Origin of the sequence: Kitasatospora viridis (assembly GCF_007829815.1) — a bacterium.
GTDB classification, from domain to species: domain Bacteria; phylum Actinomycetota; class Actinomycetes; order Streptomycetales; family Streptomycetaceae; genus Kitasatospora; species Kitasatospora viridis.
In genome coordinates this window covers 224,626-241,160 of sequence record NZ_VIWT01000009.1, presented here as the reverse complement: position 1 = coordinate 241,160, position 16,535 = coordinate 224,626, and the positions used below count along the sequence as shown (strand labels likewise).

The 16,535-nt window shown below is 73.8% G+C and carries 16 protein-coding genes; 7 read left to right on the top strand and 9 right to left on the bottom strand.

The window, feature by feature from the left end; genetic code table 11:
* Positions 1 to 413 precede the first annotated feature (413 nt).
* A complete protein-coding gene (locus tag FHX73_RS44070) occupies positions 414 to 1,439 on the top strand; it encodes a cytochrome P450 (RefSeq protein ID WP_170305357.1) in 1,026 nt (341 codons plus the stop codon).
* 58 nt (positions 1,440 to 1,497) lie between these two features.
* Complete coding sequence (locus FHX73_RS44065) at positions 1,498 to 2,517, top strand: JmjC domain-containing protein (protein ID WP_145911766.1); 1,020 nt, start codon at positions 1,498 to 1,500, stop codon at positions 2,515 to 2,517.
* Between the two features lie 86 nt (positions 2,518 to 2,603).
* Here the strand turns inward: FHX73_RS44065 and FHX73_RS44060 are convergent, their stop codons facing one another.
* From FHX73_RS44060 to FHX73_RS44050, 3 genes are all read right to left on the bottom strand, one after another.
* A complete protein-coding gene (locus FHX73_RS44060; protein ID WP_145911765.1) occupies positions 2,604 to 3,035 on the bottom strand; it encodes a nuclear transport factor 2 family protein in 432 nt (143 codons plus the stop codon).
* 158 nt (positions 3,036 to 3,193) lie between these two features.
* The gene (gene trxA / locus FHX73_RS44055) at positions 3,194 to 3,520 is read right to left on the bottom strand and encodes a thioredoxin (RefSeq protein ID WP_281292796.1); all 327 of its coding nucleotides are present in this window, start codon (positions 3,518 to 3,520) and stop codon (positions 3,194 to 3,196) included.
* Positions 3,513 to 3,980 (bottom strand): MerR family transcriptional regulator, encoded by a 468-nt coding sequence (locus FHX73_RS44050; RefSeq protein ID WP_145911764.1) that lies wholly within the window; start codon positions 3,978 to 3,980, stop codon positions 3,513 to 3,515. Before FHX73_RS44050 ends, trxA begins: the two co-directional genes overlap by 8 nt.
* A 111-nt stretch (positions 3,981 to 4,091) precedes the next feature.
* Between FHX73_RS44050 and FHX73_RS44045 the strand changes: the two genes are divergently transcribed.
* The gene (locus FHX73_RS44045) at positions 4,092 to 4,574 is read left to right on the top strand and encodes a macro domain-containing protein (RefSeq protein ID WP_145911763.1); all 483 of its coding nucleotides are present in this window, start codon (positions 4,092 to 4,094) and stop codon (positions 4,572 to 4,574) included.
* Positions 4,575 to 4,604: 30 nt separating this feature from the next.
* Here the strand turns inward: FHX73_RS44045 and FHX73_RS44040 are convergent, their stop codons facing one another.
* Positions 4,605 to 6,098 carry a S1 RNA-binding domain-containing protein gene (locus tag FHX73_RS44040; RefSeq protein WP_145911762.1) on the bottom strand — a complete coding sequence of 498 codons (1,494 nt, stop codon included), beginning with the start codon at positions 6,096 to 6,098 and terminating at the stop codon, positions 4,605 to 4,607.
* Positions 6,099 to 6,255: 157 nt separating this feature from the next.
* Between FHX73_RS44040 and FHX73_RS44035 the strand changes: the two genes are divergently transcribed.
* Complete coding sequence (locus FHX73_RS44035) at positions 6,256 to 6,909, top strand: hypothetical protein (protein ID WP_145911761.1); 654 nt, start codon at positions 6,256 to 6,258, stop codon at positions 6,907 to 6,909.
* A gap of 67 nt (positions 6,910 to 6,976) precedes the next feature.
* Here FHX73_RS44035 and FHX73_RS44030 read toward each other — a convergent pair whose 3' ends face one another.
* A complete protein-coding gene (locus FHX73_RS44030) occupies positions 6,977 to 7,222 on the bottom strand; it encodes a hypothetical protein (RefSeq protein WP_145911760.1) in 246 nt (81 codons plus the stop codon).
* A gap of 180 nt (positions 7,223 to 7,402) precedes the next feature.
* Here FHX73_RS44030 and FHX73_RS44025 point away from each other — a divergent pair, with 180 nt between their 5' ends.
* Positions 7,403 to 9,160 carry a DUF1003 domain-containing protein gene (locus FHX73_RS44025; RefSeq protein WP_145911759.1) on the top strand — a complete coding sequence of 586 codons (1,758 nt, stop codon included), beginning with the start codon at positions 7,403 to 7,405 and terminating at the stop codon, positions 9,158 to 9,160.
* Positions 9,161 to 9,270: 110 nt separating this feature from the next.
* A complete protein-coding gene (locus tag FHX73_RS44020; protein WP_145911758.1) occupies positions 9,271 to 9,480 on the top strand; it encodes a cold-shock protein in 210 nt (69 codons plus the stop codon).
* 87 nt (positions 9,481 to 9,567) lie between these two features.
* Here FHX73_RS44020 and FHX73_RS44015 read toward each other — a convergent pair whose 3' ends face one another.
* On the bottom strand, positions 9,568 to 9,942 hold the full coding sequence (locus tag FHX73_RS44015; RefSeq protein ID WP_145911757.1) for a VOC family protein: 375 nt from the start codon (positions 9,940 to 9,942) through the stop codon (positions 9,568 to 9,570).
* 328 nt (positions 9,943 to 10,270) lie between these two features.
* On the opposite strand from FHX73_RS44015, the gene FHX73_RS44010 reads away from it, so the two are divergent.
* A complete protein-coding gene (locus tag FHX73_RS44010; RefSeq protein WP_145911756.1) occupies positions 10,271 to 12,073 on the top strand; it encodes a serine/threonine-protein kinase in 1,803 nt (600 codons plus the stop codon).
* 60 nt (positions 12,074 to 12,133) lie between these two features.
* Here FHX73_RS44010 and FHX73_RS44005 read toward each other — a convergent pair whose 3' ends face one another.
* From FHX73_RS44005 to FHX73_RS43995, 3 genes are all read right to left on the bottom strand, one after another.
* Positions 12,134 to 13,786 carry an APC family permease gene (locus FHX73_RS44005; RefSeq protein WP_145911755.1) on the bottom strand — a complete coding sequence of 551 codons (1,653 nt, stop codon included), beginning with the start codon at positions 13,784 to 13,786 and terminating at the stop codon, positions 12,134 to 12,136.
* Positions 13,787 to 14,126: 340 nt separating this feature from the next.
* Positions 14,127 to 14,768, bottom strand: coding sequence for a DUF2461 domain-containing protein (locus tag FHX73_RS44000; protein WP_145911754.1), 642 nt, complete (start codon positions 14,766 to 14,768; stop codon positions 14,127 to 14,129).
* Positions 14,769 to 14,939: 171 nt separating this feature from the next.
* On the bottom strand, positions 14,940 to 16,316 hold the full coding sequence (locus FHX73_RS43995; RefSeq protein WP_246214260.1) for a S53 family peptidase: 1,377 nt from the start codon (positions 16,314 to 16,316) through the stop codon (positions 14,940 to 14,942).
* Positions 16,317 to 16,535 lie beyond the last annotated feature (219 nt).

Here is a 16,535-nt window from a genome sequence, read left to right as displayed (position 1 = left end):
CGCGCAATGCCCTGTCGGACCACGCACGATGTCCGAACGACCACTGTCCCCGAAACTCGGCACTGGGCTTGAATATGGCCATTCGGCGCCCAACCGGAATGCCGAATTCAACGAGGGTGCGGACATCCCCGCTTTCCCGGAAAAGGAGTGGCCATGAAGCTGGTCAAGGCGATCATCAAGAAGTTCAAGCAGGACGAGGACCTCGCCAACCACGCGTGGGTTCTGCACGTCATCTGACGTGCCCGGGACGGCGGGGGACGCGGCGCCGAGCGCCGCCTCCCCCGCCGCAGCGGCAAGCGCGGACCGGTGCGGGACCGGTCGGCCGCGCGGAACGACATTTCACCACCATTCCTGGATCCGGAGGCGGGATTCTCGTGGAAAAAATCGCGCCGCCCGTGGCGCACGACCATTCCGTGGTATTCGCTCCGCGAATTCAGGAGTTGCTGGCCCGGGAGCCGAAGGTATTCCGGATAGACGCCGGCACCATCGGCGTCTCCGACTGCGACCTGATGGCCGAAATCGTTGCGGCCCGGCCCGTGCTGACCACGGAGCGCTCCGTCTTCAAGCCCGCCGCCGGCGCCGACGTCTCCCAGGAGAGCGCGACCCGGACCATCCGGGCGCTGGGGCAGGACGTCACCTCGGGCATCCGCACTCCCCCACCGCCGGTGCGCGGGCTGTCCGGAGCCTGGCCGTACACGGCCACCTCGTACCTGCGCCGGTGGCTCTTCGCCGCCGACCCGCTGCCGGTCTCACTGCTCTCCAAGCGCGGCGTCACCCGCTCCGACACGCTCTCCCGACTCGTCGACCGGGCCGTCGCCGGCTGGCCCGGACCGGGCGGCGAGGGCGGTGAGGGCGGGGGCACCGCACTCGCCGCGCAGATCCGCGAGGCCGGCGACGTCCAGGAGCGCCGGCAGGCCATCGCGCTGTACCGGCGGGCATCCGCCACCCTCTGCGACGGCGTGGCCGCACTGGCCGGCAACGCGCTCTGGCTGCTGGGGCCGGTGCGCGAACGGGCGCAGGCCCCCGCCGACCTCGCCCCGGTCCTGTGGGAGACGCTGCGCCTGCTGCCGCCCGCGTGGATGCTCTACCGCAAGGGCGGCGCCGCCTACACCGAGCTGCACCCGCTGATCGGCCCGGCCGACAACGTCGCGCTCTTCCCGCTCCTGATGCACCGCCATCCCGACTACTGGTCGCGCCCGTTGGAGTTCCGGCCCGAGCGCTGGTCGGGGGTGGCCGAGCCGGAGAAGACGCCCGCGTTCATGCCGTTCGGCTTCGACGGGGCCCGCTGCTGGGCCAAGCACCTGGTGGTGCCGCTGGCCGAACGCCTGCTCACCGTCGCCCTCGACGCCCGGTTGGCCGTCCACCGCCCCGGGCAGGACGGGCAGGTGCCGCTGCGCTCCCTGCTCTCCGTGCGGTTCGACGCCCGGCTCGGGGGCTGACGTGGACACCGGCACCGGCGCCACGAGCACGTCGCTCCCCCGCTCCACGGGACCCGCCATGGATTCGCCCACGCTGGCCGGCTGGGTCGGCGACGTCGAAGGCTTCACCGACCGCCAGTGGCAACGCGCGCCCGCACTGTTCACCGCAGCGGCGCCCGCCCCGCCGTTCGACCTGGACGAGTTGGACGCCGCCTTCGACTCGGGGCTGCTGCGCACCCCGTACCTGGAGATGGTCCGCTCCACCAAGGTCACCGTCCCGCCCGAGGCCTACACCACCTCCCGCGTGGTCAACGGCACGCCGCACCACGGCTTCGCCGACCGGGCGAAGGTCCTCGCGCTGCTGCGCGGCGGGGCGACCCTGCTGCTGCGCTGCGTGGACCAGTGGCACCGCCCGACCGCCGACCTGGTGGCGCGACTGTCGCGGGAGCTCGACCGGCGGGTGGAGGCGTTCTTCTTCGTCACGCCCGCCGGCGGCCAGGGCCTGGCCGTGCACCGGGACGACGCCGACGTGTTCGTGCTCCAGGCCGCCGGGCGCAAGACCTGGTACGTCCACGACGCACCGGCGGTGGCCGACTGGTCGCCGGGCGAGCTCCCGGACGACGAGCGGTCGGCGCGGCTGCTGCACGGCGTCCTGGAGGCGGGCGACGTGCTCTACGTGCCGCGCGGCTCCGCGCACCGCGCGGTGGGCGCGGCCGGCCTGTCGGCCCACCTGTCGCTGACGGTCCGTGACATCTCGTTGCAGGACCTGCGCGCAGCCCTGGAGCAGCGGCTGTCCGAGTCCTTGCGGCTGCCGGCCCGCCCGCTCGGCGAGGCCGCGATCGCCGGGGCCTGCGCCGCCGTGCTCGACCACGCCCGCACCGAACTCGGCACCATCGGCACGGCGGAGCTGCTGCGCGCTGCCCGCGCCGCCCAGGTGCGGCCGCCAGCCGCCGCGACGCCGGCCGGGACGCCGGCCGGGACGTTCGCCGAGGCCGCCCGGAGCTGGCAGGGCACGGACGCCGGTCCGGGGCGCGCGGGCCTCGCTTCCGTCGGCCGCACCTGGCGCCGGCTGCGCTCGGCGACCGGCGGCACGACCTGAGGCGCGCCGCGCGGGGCGTGCGGTGCGTGCCGTGCGTCGACCCGGCGCGGCAGGGCGGCACCCGCGTGGTGCGCGACGATCCCGCCTCAGCCGGCCGGCTGCGCGGCGGGCACCTCGGCCACCAGCGCGTCGTGCCAGTGCTGGGTGTCGGCGTACTCGCGCATGCTGGTGATCCGGCCCTCGCGCACGGTGAAGACGCCGCTGTTCTTCTGCTGGTAGGGCCGACCGGTGCGGCCGGTGGCCCAGGAGTCCCACTCGACGAAGACCTGCTCGCCCTCGCCGAACAGGTTGGTGACGCGCAGTCCGATCTCGCGCTCGGGGTCGAGGTGGGCGAAGGCGGTGGCGAGGAAGCCGTCGATCACCTGGTCGCGGCCCTGCCAGGTGCCGGAGATCGGCAGCTCGCCGGCGTACCAGCAGCTGCCGTCCTCGGCCCAGGAGTCCACGACGGTCTGCTGGTCGCCGGCCGCGAGCGCGGTGAAGTAGCGGCGCACGACGTCCTTGGGCTGGATGCTGGTCATGAGCGGTTCCGCCTTCCTGGTTGGTCCGTCCCGGCCGGTTCGGCCTGAGACAGAGTCAACCGGAGGGCGGGCCGGTGACCCAGACCCGATTCGCACCGCCGGCGATCACGAATCGTGATCGCCGGCCGCAGCGTTCACCCCCGCGCACCGCCCAAGTGTCAGAGCACCTGGTCCAACTCCCGCAGCAGCCTCGCCTTCGGCCGGGCGCCGACCATGGAGGCCACCGGCTCGCCGCCCCGGAAGAGCATCAGGGTCGGCATGGACAGCACGCCGTAGGCGCTCTGGGTGATCGGGTTGTGGTCCACGTCGAGGGTGACCACGCGCAGCTGCTCGGCGCGCTCGGTGGCCACCGCGGCGAGCACCGGTGCGATCATCCGGCAGGGCGGGCACCAGTCGGCGGTGAAGTCCACCAGCACCGGGAGGTCGCTGGACAGCACCTCGCGCTCGAAGGTCTCGTCGGTCACCAGGGTCAGGCCGTCAGCCATCGTCGTCTTCCGTCCACTCGTCGGTCGGTCCGTCGGTCAGTGAGCCGCTCGGCCCGTCGCCCGGGCCCGCGCTCAGTTCGCAGCGCGGCTCGGCGGCGGTGCTCGCCACGGTCAGTTCGGCCCGGGCGAGCTGGCCCGCGACCTGCTCGCGCACCTCGCCCAACCGGGCCAGGCAGGTGTCGAGTTCGGCCAGCTTGCGCCGGTACACCTCCAGCGAGGCAGGGCAGGCGTCGCCCTCCGGATGTCCGGCTTGCAGGCACTCCACGAAGGGGCGGGTGTCCTCCAGCTCGAACCCGAAGTCCTGCAACAGCCGGATCTGCCGGACCGTCTGCAGTTCGGCCTCGCCGTAGCTGCGGTAGCCGTTGCCGCTGCGCCGCGCGGTCAGCAGGCCGCGCGCCTCGTAGTACCGCAGCGTGCGGGTGGTCGTCCCCGCCAGCTCCGCCAGTTCACCGATCCGCATCCGCTCCTCCTGACCGCTCCTGACCGCGTGCTCGGGCTCGACGGTAGACCTTGACGCCGACGTCAGGGAAAGCCCGTGCCGGATGTCGGTTCGAGGACCTAGGGTCCCGGCATGGAGCAATCGATCCGGTACCTGCGCGGGGACGCCACCGACCCGCAGGCCAAGGGGCCCAAGGTGATCGCCCACGTCTGCAACGACCTGGGCGGGTGGGGCAAGGGCTTCGTGCTCGCGCTGTCGAAACGCTGGCCGGAACCGGAGGCCGCCTACCGCCGCTGGCACCGGGAGCGGGCCGGCAACGACTTCGGGCTCGGCGCCGTCCAGCTGGTCCAGGTACGCGAGCGGCTCTGGGTGGCGAACATGATCGGCCAGCGCGGCATCCGCACCGGCCGCTCGACCGGGGCGCCGGTGCGCTACGAGGCGATCGGGACCGCCCTGGAGCGCCTGGCCGGCCCGGTGCTCGACCTGGGCGCCTCGGTGCACCTGCCGCGGATCGGCTGCGGGCTGTCCGGCGGCCGCTGGGAGCGGGTCGAACCGCTGCTGCTCGACCGGCTGGTGGCCCGCGGCATCGAGGTCACCGTCTACGACCACGACTGACCCCCTCCCGGCAGCTCCCCTGACGGAGCGTCAGCCCGTGCTCGGCCGGGCGGGCGCGAGCGTGATCCGCCGCGCCTCGGGGTCGACCTCGACGAGCTCCACCGCCAACCGGTCCCCGACGCCGACTCCCCCGCCCACGCCGACGCCGACGCCGCCGTCCGTGCCGGGCAGCAGCCCGGTGAAGCCGTCCGGCCGGTCCTCGATCCGGACCAGCAGGCCGGCCGGCACCCGCCCGGTCACCTCCCCGGTGACCACCTGGCCCACCCGCTCGGCGAGCTCGCGCAACGGGTCCGGCCGGGCCGCCTTGAGCGAGAGCGGCACCCGTTCCCTGACCAGGTCGACGTCGAGGATCCTCGCCGTGATCCGCTGACCCACCGTCACGACCTCGCCGGGGTCGCGGAACGGGCGCCAGGACAGCTCCGGGATGTTGATCATCGCGGTGAAGCCGCCGATGTCGACGAAGGTGACGCCGAAGTCGGCGACCCTGCTGACCGTGCCGGTCACCAGCTGCCCGCGCCGCAGGGTCTTCAGGAAGGCCCAGTCGCGGTCGCCCGGGCACGGGTCGGTCCGCCAGCGGGCCCGCAGCACTCCGTCGGCGTCCGGCAGGACGCCGGTGAACAGCGGTCGGCGCTCGTCGACGTACACCGGGAGCACGGCCGCCGCCCGCGCGTCGCGGATCCGGTCGGCCAGCTCGGCGAAGCCGTCCTCGTCGGCGACCGCGCTGGTGATCCGGCCGTCCAGGTCCTCCCAGACGAATTCGAGCAGGCCCTCCTCCGGGAGCCCGGCCAGCACGGCGGCGACGTCGGCGGACAGGTCCGGCCAGAGCGCCAGCCGCGCCCGCGGGGCCAGCCGGGCCCGCACCGCCGCGATCCCGGCGCGGTCGGCGAGCCGGTGCCAGCGCGAGGCGTTGGCGACGTGCGACTCCTCCAGGAGCAGCGTCCGGTGCTCCGTCACGCACCAGCGCACCCGCTCCCAGAACTCCTCGTCGGCCGGGCGCTGCCGGCCCGCCTCCTCGTCGGGCTCCAGCTCGTGGCCGGTGGCGTCCACCGGCTCGGGGAAGAGCCCCAGCGCTCGGGCGCGCGCCACGGCCGCCGCGCAGGGCACGGCGCTGGCCACGTGGACGTACTGGTCCCAGCCGACGTGCACCTCGAAGGCGTCCTCGGCCTCCAGGCGGCACCAGGCGCCGTTGTCGCGCAGCATCGCGCGCACCAGTTCCAGGGCCACCGGCAGCGTCACCGAGGCGCCGTCGTGGTAGCCGGTGAGGTCGGCCGGGAACAGGCCGGCGAGCCCACCGCCGGCGACGGCAGGCTCCAGCCCGAAGTGCACGGAGCCCGGCGCGACCTGCGGCTCGCGGACGGCCAGCCGCCGTGCCCCGCTCTCCTCGGCGAACGCGGCCACGGCCGCCAGGTAGGCGGCCTCGACGGGCCCGTGGTCGCTGGTCGAGTCCAGCGCGCCGACGTAGACGCCGCGCTCGTCGCGGTCGGCGGGGTCGTACTTGGTGATCCGGTGGACGTACGGGAGCACCTCAGCCCCTGGTGGGGCGCGCGTGCGGGAGAAAGGTGGTCACCGCACCATCCTGCCGGAATCACCACACTTCCCGTCACCAGGGAGTCACATGGGGCTCCTGAGGTTCCGTTAGAGTCTGTTCCGCTAGTTTCAGAACTTCACGGGGGATTTTCCTTTGCGTACCACCACGTTCCTGCGCGCCGCCCTGCCCACCGCCGCGATCGCGCTGCTGCTGACCGCCTGCGGGCCCGACGAGACGCCCGGCACCGCCAACCCGGCCCCGAGCTCGGCGGCTCCGAGCGCGGGCGCGAGCCACACCGGCGGCGCCGCGCCGTCCTCCGCCGCCAGCGCGAGCGCGCCCGCGGACAACGGCGGTGCCGGTGGCGCGGGCACCTACCAGAGCCCGCTCGGCGCGAGCGCCACCGCCCACTCCAAGGACAGCCACAAGCTGGCCATCACGCCCGTCTCGGTCACCAAGGCGACCGCCGCCGACGTGGCGCCGCTGCACTTCCAGCCGTCCGACCTGGCCGGCAAGACCCCGTACTTCGTCACGGTGGAGTTCACCAACGAGAGCGGCGCCACCGTCCCGGACTTCGGCTACAACGACATGCGGATCTGGGTGCACACGGCGGCCGACGACAGCGGCGTCATCAACAGCAGCTCGCCGACCTACCACATCCCGCAGTGCCAGTCCCCGGCGACGGCGCCCGCCGCGAACGGCAAGGGCGACCGCGAGTGCGGCGTCTACCTGGTGCCGAACGGCCAGGCCCCGAAGTTCCTCTCCTACGGCGCCCCGATGGACACGCCGATCGTCTGGAAGGTCGGCTGACGGTTCGTCACGTGACGGCGGGGCGGTCCAGTGGGCCGCTCCGCCGAGCGCTGTCCGGGGTGGGCGGTCAGGTGCTCAGTCGCACGGCCGTGACGGCCAGCGTCACCACGACCGCGAGCACGATCAGCGCGATCAGCACGACGGACCAGCCGCCGCGCACGTAGCGCGAGGCGGGCGGCGCGAGCGGCGCGTGTGCGGGCGGCACATGGGCGGGCGGCGCGGCGTGCTCGGCGGGCCCGGCCCCGGCGGTCCGCCGCTCGGACGATCGTTCGTGCTGGTGCGTTTCGTGCTGGTGCGTTCGGGAGCCCGTCATCGCCTTCGCCCTTCCCGGCGTACGCCCTCTCGCTGAGCCGATGCCCCGTTGACCGGACGCGAAACCGGTGTTAACGAGTTGTCAAAGATCGGAGCGGGTGGTCACCTGCTGTCATCATGTCCGGGGCTGCGCGGGCAGTCCGGAGACGAACCGTGGGGAGCGCGCGTGGGTGCAGCCGGGATGGGGACCGATCGGCCGCCGCAGCCGGTGCGGATGGCGGACGAGCGGGTCGGGCTGAACGGGGCCGTCGCCGCCGCCCTGACCAGGGTGGTGGGGTCGATGCCCGCGCTCTACGTCGCGCTGGCGGTCTTCGCCGGGTGGATGGCGCTGGCCACCTGGGGGCCGCTGCACCGCATCGACCCCTACCCGTTCGGGTTCCTGCTGTTCCTGGACAACGTGGTCCAACTCGTGCTCTGCCTGGCGATCCTGGTCGGCCAGCGGGTGCTCGGCATGGCGGCCGACGAGCGGGCGGTGCAGACCTACGAGAGCGCCGAGGCGATCTTCGAGCGGGTCGCCGACCTCCAGGCGCACCTGGACCGCCACGACCGGGCGCTCGGCCGCGGGGTGAGCCTGCTGGAGACCAGCCAGCACCCGTGGATCCAGCGGCACCGGGTGCAGCGGCCGCCGCAGGCGCTCGACCAGGCGACCGGGGTCAACGGACGGATCGCCGCCTGGCTGACCCGGCGGCTGGGCAGCATGTGGGCGTTCTACGCCGCCGCCGTGACGCAGCTGCTCTGGATCGGCCTCGCGGAGCTGGGCGTCCAGCGCTTCGACCCGTACCCGTTCGCCTTCATGAGCTTCCTGTCCACGCTGGCCCAGCTGATCTTCATGATCGTGATCATGGTCGGCCAGGACGTGCTGGGCCAGGCCGGCGACCGCCGCTCGGAGCAGACCCTGCTCGACGCCGAGGCGATCCTGCACGAGTGCCGCCGGATGAAGGACCGCATGGTGGCGCAGGACCGCCTGATCGACACCCTCGCCGACTACACCAGCGCCCAGGTCACCGAGCAGCTGGCCCAGGCCATCTACCGCGGTGGTCTGGAGAGCGGCGACGGCGCCGGCGCGGGGACGGCCGGCCGGGCGGTCCTGCCGCTGCGCACCTGGGCCGAACTGCCCACCCGGCTGCGGCAGGCCAGGCGCCAGCAGGCCCGGCGGATCGGTGAGCACCTGGCTGCGATCGGCTGCCTGATGGTGCCGATCTCCGAGCCGGCGCCGCCGGTCGCGTTCACCGAGCAGGAGGCGCTGCTGCTGGCCCGGTTGGAGTACGAGGGCCGGGCGGGCGGGGTGTCGGTGGTGCCCGGCCAGCGGGCCGGCCTCCCCCGCTACCTGGTGCCCTGGGAGGAGTTGCCGGACTCGGCCCGGGCGGCGGAGCTGGTGGCCGTGCGGCGGATCCCGGCGGTGCTGGCCGAGATCGGCTTCCAGGTGCTGCGCACCGGCGGGGGCGACGGCGGGGCGCAGGAGCGGGACTTCACCCCCGAGGAGTGGGCGACTCTCGGCCGCTCCCTGCTGGCGGCGGGCGTGCTGGTCGCGCTGGCCGAGGGGGTCGCCGATCCGGAGGAGCTCTTCGTGCTGGTCAAGCTGCTGCGGGAGGCCGGGGTGAGCCACCCCAGGCGTTTCATCCGCGAGCTGGCGGCGTCGTCGACCTTCGAGACCGGGCTGCGCTCCGACACCAGGTACGCCGACTACGCGGACCCGGCGCTGCGCACGATCCGCGAGGCCACCGGGATCGTCGCCCGGGTGGCGCCCGACGAGGTGGACGGGTTCCGGGTCTTCCTGATGGAGATCGCCACCGCCGTGGCCGACGCCAACGAGGAGGGCGGCTTCTTCGGCCTGGGCGCCCGGACCCGGGTGCCCAACGAGCTCGCGGCCATGGCGGCGGTCCAGGCGGCGACCGAACTCGGCACGCCGCAGCGGGAGTCCCCGAGCCGGGCGGGATGACCGCGGCCCGGGTTTGACGGGCCGCCGGCGGGCGAAGACCTCTCGTGGGCGGTCCGCGAGCACGCCGGACCGGGCGCCCACCGCCAGGGAACCGCCGGAGGGAGTCGGGCATGAGCGATCGGGCCAGCGGCGTGGTCAAGTGGTTCAACCAGGCCAGGGGCTACGGGTACATCGACGCGGACGACGGCAGCGAGGTGCGGGTCGCGAAGGAGGCCCTCGACGACTTCCCGTTCCTCACCGAAGGCCTGAGGGTCACTTACCTGCCCGTCGCGGACGCCGACGGCTCCGTGCACGCGGAGCACGTCCGGGTCGTGGAGTAGCCCGGTATTAGCGCTGACGGTCCGTCACCCGGACGGCCCGGGTGACGGATCATCAAGGTTCGGCACGGATCGTCGGTGCCGGCGCGCTCAGTGCACGCAGAGGCAGAACGGATGGCCGGCCGGGTCCGCGTAGACCCGCCAGTTGGCGCCCGGGCGCACCTGGTCGGTCCGCTCCAGCAGGGTCGCGCCGAGCGCGAGCGCCCGCTCCTCCTCGCCGTCGAGGTCGTCCACGTCGAAGTCCAGGTGGAGCTGCTGCGGGCGCCCCTGGCCGGGCCACTCGGGCGGCTGGTAGCCGTCCACCCGCTGGCAGGCCAGCGGCGTGCCCTCGAACCCGTGCACCTCGATCCACCCCGGCTCGTCCGGGTCCGGCTCCACCCGGCCGCCGAGCAGGTCCGCGTAGAACTGCGCGAGCCGTACCGGGTCGGCGCAGTCCAGCGCGACCATCTGCAGCTTCCGAATCATCTCCGGCACCCCTGTTCCGTCGGCCGCTGGCGCGGCTCCCCCGTTGGCGGGTCGATCGTACCCACCGCAACCGTTCCCGAACACGCACGGACCGCACGGGACCCCGAGGGCGCCCCGCTGACCTGGGCGGACGCGACCGGTCAGCAATGACCGGTGCGCTGGCCTGGTGGTCCGTCAGACCTGCGGCCACGATCGGGATGTCGGGTCGGATCGAAGGGACGGGGCCGTGGGCGCCCGTGCCGTTGTCGAGGGTTGCTGAGAGAGACATGCTGACTGTGCTGGGCGACCGGCGTTCGAGGTCCGGAACGGGTCCGACGGGGGTGGAACGGTGAAGGCGCTCCAGGACGGCGATCCCCGGCGGGTCGGGCCGTACGAGCTGGTCGCCGTGCTCGGCTCGGGCGGGATGGGCAAGGTCTACCTGGGGCAGCGCGACGGCGTCTCGGTCGCGGTCAAGGTGATCAACGAGGAGCTGGCGCACGACGCCGACTTCCTCGCCCGGTTCCGCCGCGAGGTGGCCGCGACGCGGGCGGTGTCGGGCCCGTACGTGGCCGCCGTGGTGGACCACGACGTCGACGCAGAACAGCCCTGGCTGGCGACCGAGTTCGTGCCCGGCCCCTCGCTGCACGCGGTGATCGCCGAGCACGGCCCGCTGGGCGTGGTGCCGGTGCGGGCCTTGGGGGCGCGGCTGGCCGAGGCGCTGGCCGCGATCCACGCGGCCGGGCTGGTCCACCGCGACGTGAAGCCCGGCAACATCCTGCTGGGTCCGGACGGGCCCAGGCTGATCGACTTCGGGGTCGCGCGGGGCGCGGCGGTGACCACCCTGACCCAGACCGGGGTGCTGCTGGGCACGCCGCAGTTCATGGCGCCGGAGCAGTTGCAGGGGCGCGGCCGGGTCGGGCCGAAGGCCGACGTGTTCGCGCTCGGGCTGGTGCTCGCGTTCGCGGCGACCGGCCAGCACCCGTTCGGGCAGACCGACTCCTTCGGCTTCGGGTTCCGGATCGTGTACGAGGAGCCGGACCTTGAGGCGGTGCCGGCCGAGTTGCTCGGCGCCGTCCAGCGCTGCCTGGCGAAGGATCCCGAGGAGCGGATCGGTACCGAGGAGCTCGGCGAGGCGCTGGGCCTGGGCGAGGCGACGCTCGACCTGAGCGGGGTGACCAGCCTGCGGCGGTTCGCCCATCCGCCGACGCTGCCGGTCACGGTGCCGGTGCCGGCGGGGCCGGGGAGCGGCGGCGCCGTGTCGCGCCGCCGGCCGGTGCTGATCGCGCTGGCGGCGGTGGTGGTGGCCGGCCTGGTGGTGACGGCGGTGCTGGGACTGGACGGGCGCACCCCGGCGAACACCCAGGGGCTGCGCGGTCCGAGCGGGAGCCCGTCGGGCGCCTCGGCGTCGGCGGCGCCGAGCGGGAGCGCGTCCGGTGCGGGAGCGGTGCCGTCCGCCGTCGCGCCCTCGTCCGCGCCTGCCGCGCCGTCGTCGGCGCCGCCGTCGTCAGCGGCACCGTCCTCGGCACCGCCGCCGAACAGCGCGCCGGCCGCGCCGGTGACCTCGGCCGCTCCGGCCGGGGGCGGCGGCGTGTCGAAGCCGGCGAGCGGCTCCGGGGGCGGCAGCGCGGGCGGCACCTCGGGCGGGGGCGCGCGCGGCACCGGCGGCGGGTCGGGCTCCTCGGGCGGGGGCACGAGCGGCGGTTCCGGCGGGGGCGGCAGCTCGGGGGGCTCCTCGGGCACGGGCGGCGGCACGTCGGGCGGTACTTCCGGCGGCACCAGCGGCGGCTCCAGCGGCGGAGGCGGCGCAGGTGGCGGTACGTCAGGCGGTGGCGCGCCGACCCCCGCCCCGCCGCAGGGTTCCCCGCCGGCGGCCATGCCCGGGTTCGACGCGCGGTACAACGAGGCGTGCTTCGGCTACTGCGCCTCGATGCCGCTGACGCTGACCTGGAACACGGTGGCGAACGCGACCCGCTACGACATCCAGTACGACAACCAGACCTCGAAGGTGAGCAACGTCTACTCGTCCGGCGGGACCAGCTACGTGATCACCGGTCCGGCCTCCGGCGACCACATCTGCGTGGCGATGCGGGCGGCCAACCAGTTCGGGGCCTCGGCCTGGACCCAGAGCGGCTGTTTCGACACGCCGTACTGACAGCGGCCGGGCCCGCCACCGCGCAACGCGGTGGCGGGCCCGGTGAGCCGTGACGACGGGTCAGGCAGGCACCGCCGCGCCCTCGGTCGGCTCGGCCGACTCGGCCGCCCGCTCGGCGGTCAGCTCCGCGGTCACCTGCGCCAGCGAGGGGTTCGCCCAGGCGCTGCGCACGCCCCAGTAGTAGAAGGCCAGGCCGAGCAGGGCCACGACCACCAGGTCCAGCGGCTCGGGCAGGTAGCCGCGGCCCCCGTAGGCCTTGCTGCCGGCCCACGAGACGCCGGCCATGACCAGCAGGTAGGCGATCATCCAGGCGCCGGCCTTCAGGTGCGGCTTGAGCACCTCCCACGGCTTGCGCAGCTCGTACCAGGCCCAGATCGGCAGGCCGGCGGCCATCAGCAGGATCACCTTGCCGGTGAGCGGCCAGCGGGCCCAGTAGAGCACCAGCGAGCCGAAGACCATGGCGACCGGGGCGATCACCGGCATGGCGCGCAGCCGCACCGGGCGCGGCAGTTCGGGGGCGAGCCGGCGCAGCGCCATCACGGCGACCGGGCCGGTGACGTAGGAGATCACGGTGGCCACCGAGACGATCGAGGCCAGCGAGCCCCAGCCGCGGAAGACGGCCAGGAAGAGGAAGGCGATGAACAGGTTGAGCAGCAGGGCCGGGCGCGGCACGCCGGTCTTGGGGTCCACCCGCCCGAAGATCGTCGGCAGGTGGCCGTTCTCCTGGACGCCGTGGATCATGCGCGAGGTGGTCGCGGCGTAGATCATGCCGGTGCCGCTGGGCGAGATGAAGGCGTCCGAGTAGAGCAGCAGGGCCAGCCAGTTGAGGCCCCAGGCGGTGGCCAGGTCGGCCAGCGGCGACTTGTAGCCGATCCCGGACCAGCCGTGCGCCAGTGCGTCGTGCGGCAGCGCGCCGAGGAAGGCGGTCTGCAGCGCCAGGTAGATCACCAGGGCGATCAGGATGGAGCTGATCACGGCCTTGGGCAGCGACTTGCCGGGGGTCTTGGCCTCGGCCGCCAGGTTCAGCGGGGACTGGAAGCCGTTGTAGGCCCAGACGATGCCGGAGGTGGCGACGGCGGTGAAGACCGCGTTCCAGCCGTGCGGGGCGAAGCCGCCGCGGGCGGTCAGGTTGTGGCTGTCGAAGTGCGCGAGCAGCAGGGCGCCGGCGGTCAGCGTGGGGACGACCACCTTGAACACCGTGATCGCGGTGTTGGTCTTCGCGAAGAGCGTGATGGCGAACCAGTTGAGCACGAAGTAGACCACCAGCAGCACGCTGGCGAGCGCGACCCCGCTGCCGGTCAGCTTCTCGCCGTCGTACAGCCCGTGCGCCCAGCCGAAGCTCCAGGAGCTCATGTACTGCACGGAGGCGGTGGCCTCACCGGGGATCACCGAGACGATGGCGATCCAGTTGGCCCAGGCCGCCAGGTAGCCGGCCAGCGAGCCGTGCGAGTACTGGCCGTAGCGGACCATGCCGCCGGCCTTGGGGAACATCGAGCCGAGTTCGCTGTAGGTGAGCGCGATGACCAGGGCCACCGCCGCACCGATGACCCAGGCGAGCAGCGCCGCCGGTCCGGCGAGCTTGGCGGCGCGCTCGGCGCCGAACAGCCAGCCGGAACCGATGATCGAACCGAGACCGACAGCGGTCAGGCTGATGGTGCCGAGCGTTCGGCGGTAGTTGTGATGCGAGGCCTGGGAGGGCTCGGGCGCACTCAACGTCTAGTCCTTTCGTCCTGGGTCACGCGCGGGCCCCGGCGGCGACGCCCGCAGGCGTCGTCACCGGGGCCGGTGCACGTCCAGCCGAGGCTATGCGCCCGGTTTCGGTGCACACCTCAAACGAAGCTCAGATCCTTCGATCGTTGCGTTTTCGTGTCCTCAGACCATTGACTTATCGAATGCATTCGGAATGGGGCCGTGGAATCGTCTATGCTTTCGATCGGGCGCGCGAGCGAGGGCCCTTTCCCGACACATTCGGGTCGAGTACGAAGCCCTTGACCAGGGCGGACCCGGCGGCGGACGCAGTGCGCAGCGGCTCGGTTCAGCGCGGCGGCCCGGTTCAGCGCGGCGGGAGCTCGCTGGGCCCGACGTGGCCGTCCAGCCAGTCCTTCAGCGGCTGGGAGGCGCGCAGGAAGTCAGTGATGCGGGGGTAGGCCGCGGAGGTGCCGAGCCAGTCCGCCGGCTCCCACTCCTGCCACGCCACCAGCCCCTTGTTGCGCAGCAGCGCGATCCGCGCGTGGTCCTTGGAGTAGCCGCGCGGGGCCGTCTTCAGCGGGTCGCGCCCGGTGACCTCGGGGCCGGCCGCGACGACCCGGGCGATCACCCGCTCCAGCTCGGCGCCGGTCACGTCCTCGGCCACCGCGAGGCGATAGCGGTCCAACTGGTCGGGGGCCAGCCGGTACATGCCGTTGCCGCAGGCCAGCCCGTCGGCGGAGAGCTGGATGTAGCCGCCGGTGCGCAGGTGGGCGCCGATGTGGGTCTTGTACGGGGTCTTGTCCGCGCTGAACCGGACGTCGCGGTTGGGCCGGAAGACCTTCCCCGGCCCGAACTCCGGCTCCAGCTGCTCCAGCAGCGCCTCCATCGGCTCCCGCACCGCCCGCTCGTAGACCTCCCGGTGCTCGGTCCAGAAGGTCTTCGAGTTGTCGTGCTCCAGGCGCTCGTAGAACTCCAGCGCCTCGTCCTGCCAGCCTTCGAAGGTCACCGGCCCAGGCTATCCAACGGAGCGTCAGCCGCGCGCGCCGCCGCACGGGTGCGGCGGCGCGCGCGGCGCCGTGGGCGGCCTTCCCTGGTCGCCGCCCACGGCGCCTGATGGTGCGTCGGATGCCCACCGTCCCTGACGGTGCGTCGGGTCCCGCGCACCGGTCCTGCGGGCCTACAGGTCGTCGCGCCCGCTGAGCGACTTGACGAGCTGGTAGCCGTCGAGGGTGCCCCAGCCGGTGGCGAGGTTGTAGCCCGGGCCGGCCTGGTAGCCGGTGACGCCGTTGGCGCTGTTGTCGCCGCTGGTCACGTCGACGATCCCGTGCGGGTGGTCGGCGTCCTGGGTCTGCGCCAGCTGGTAGAGGCGCGGGCCCAGCGCGCCCAGCCGGGTGCCGGCGGCCTGGTCGGCCATCGCGGTGATCCCGGCCATCATCGGCGTGGCCTGGCTGGTGCCGCCGGTGACCTCCCAGCCGGTGTGCGCCGGGTCGTAGCTGCCGTAGATCCAGGCGCCGCCCTTGGGGGAGGCGCTCATGCTGATGTCGGGCAGGCCACGGTGGTCGCCGGTCACCCCGGCCACGCCGTCCTGGTAGGAGGGGCGGGCGAAGACCCGGGAGGTGCCGCCGCCGGTGGCGCCGCCGTCCCCGTCGTTCCACACCTCGTCGGGCTGCAGGCGGTTGCCGTCGTCGTCCAGGTACATCCGGGTGCCGCCGACCGCGGTGACCAGCGGGTCGGAGGCCGGCCAACCGACCTGCGGGTTCGGGAAGAAGGTCTTGCCGTCGAGCTTGCGGTCGGTGGCTCCGGCGTCGCCGGCGGCGGCCAGCACGGTGGTCTGCTGGGCGTCGGCGGCCTGCAGGCCGTAGCGCAGGTCGTTCAGCAGGTGGTAGTCACCGGGGCGGCCGGCCTCCTCGGCGAAGCTGTCCTCGGTGGCGCCCAGGCTGAAGCTGACCACGTCGCCCCGGCCCTGCGCGGCCAGCGACTTGACGGCGTCCATCATCTCGGGGAAGCCGGCCGTGCCCTCGGCCTCCGAGGTGCCGGTCTCCACCAGCAGCAGGTGCGCGCCGGGTGCCACCGCGTGGGCGTACTCGACGTCCAGGGTGGTCTCGCCGGCCCACTCGACCTGGTCCTTGACCTTGGGGTCGAAGGTCGGCACGTCGCCCCACTTGACCACCTCGACCTGGGTGTCCGGCAGGCCGTACTGGCGGTCGAAGACCTCCAGGTCGTGCTGGACGGTCGGCGAGCCGAAGGAGTCGACGATCACGATCGTGCGGCCGCTGCCGTCGATGCCCTGGTCGTAGAGCGGCTGCAGGTCGTAGGCGGCGCGGTACTGGGCGGGGCCGTAGCAGTCGCTGCCGTAGCGGTCCTGGCAGTCGGCGGTCGAGGACGGGGCCGTCGCGTCGACCGTGCGCAGGTGGCCGGCGATGGCCGGGCGCGGGCCTATTCGCAGGGCCGCGGCGCCGGCCGGCGCGGCGGAGCCGGTCGGCAGGAAGGCCGAGGTGGCAGCCACCGCGGTGGCGGAGGCGAGCAGGACCAGGCCGACGTGCTTGGAACGCACAGGGTTCTTCCTCTCCGGAGCAAGGTCGATCGGCGCGGCCCGCGACGCACGCTCCTGGGTCGTGGGCGGGGGCCGCGGGCCGCGCCGGCCCTGCCGACCGCGGATGCCCGTGCAGGGGCCGGTCGGCAGGCTGGGCAAAGCCTGGCGTCTGCCGGGGCGCGTGCGACACCCGCCGAACGGCTGGTCGGCGGGCCGTCGATCGGCGGTTCCGGCGCGAGC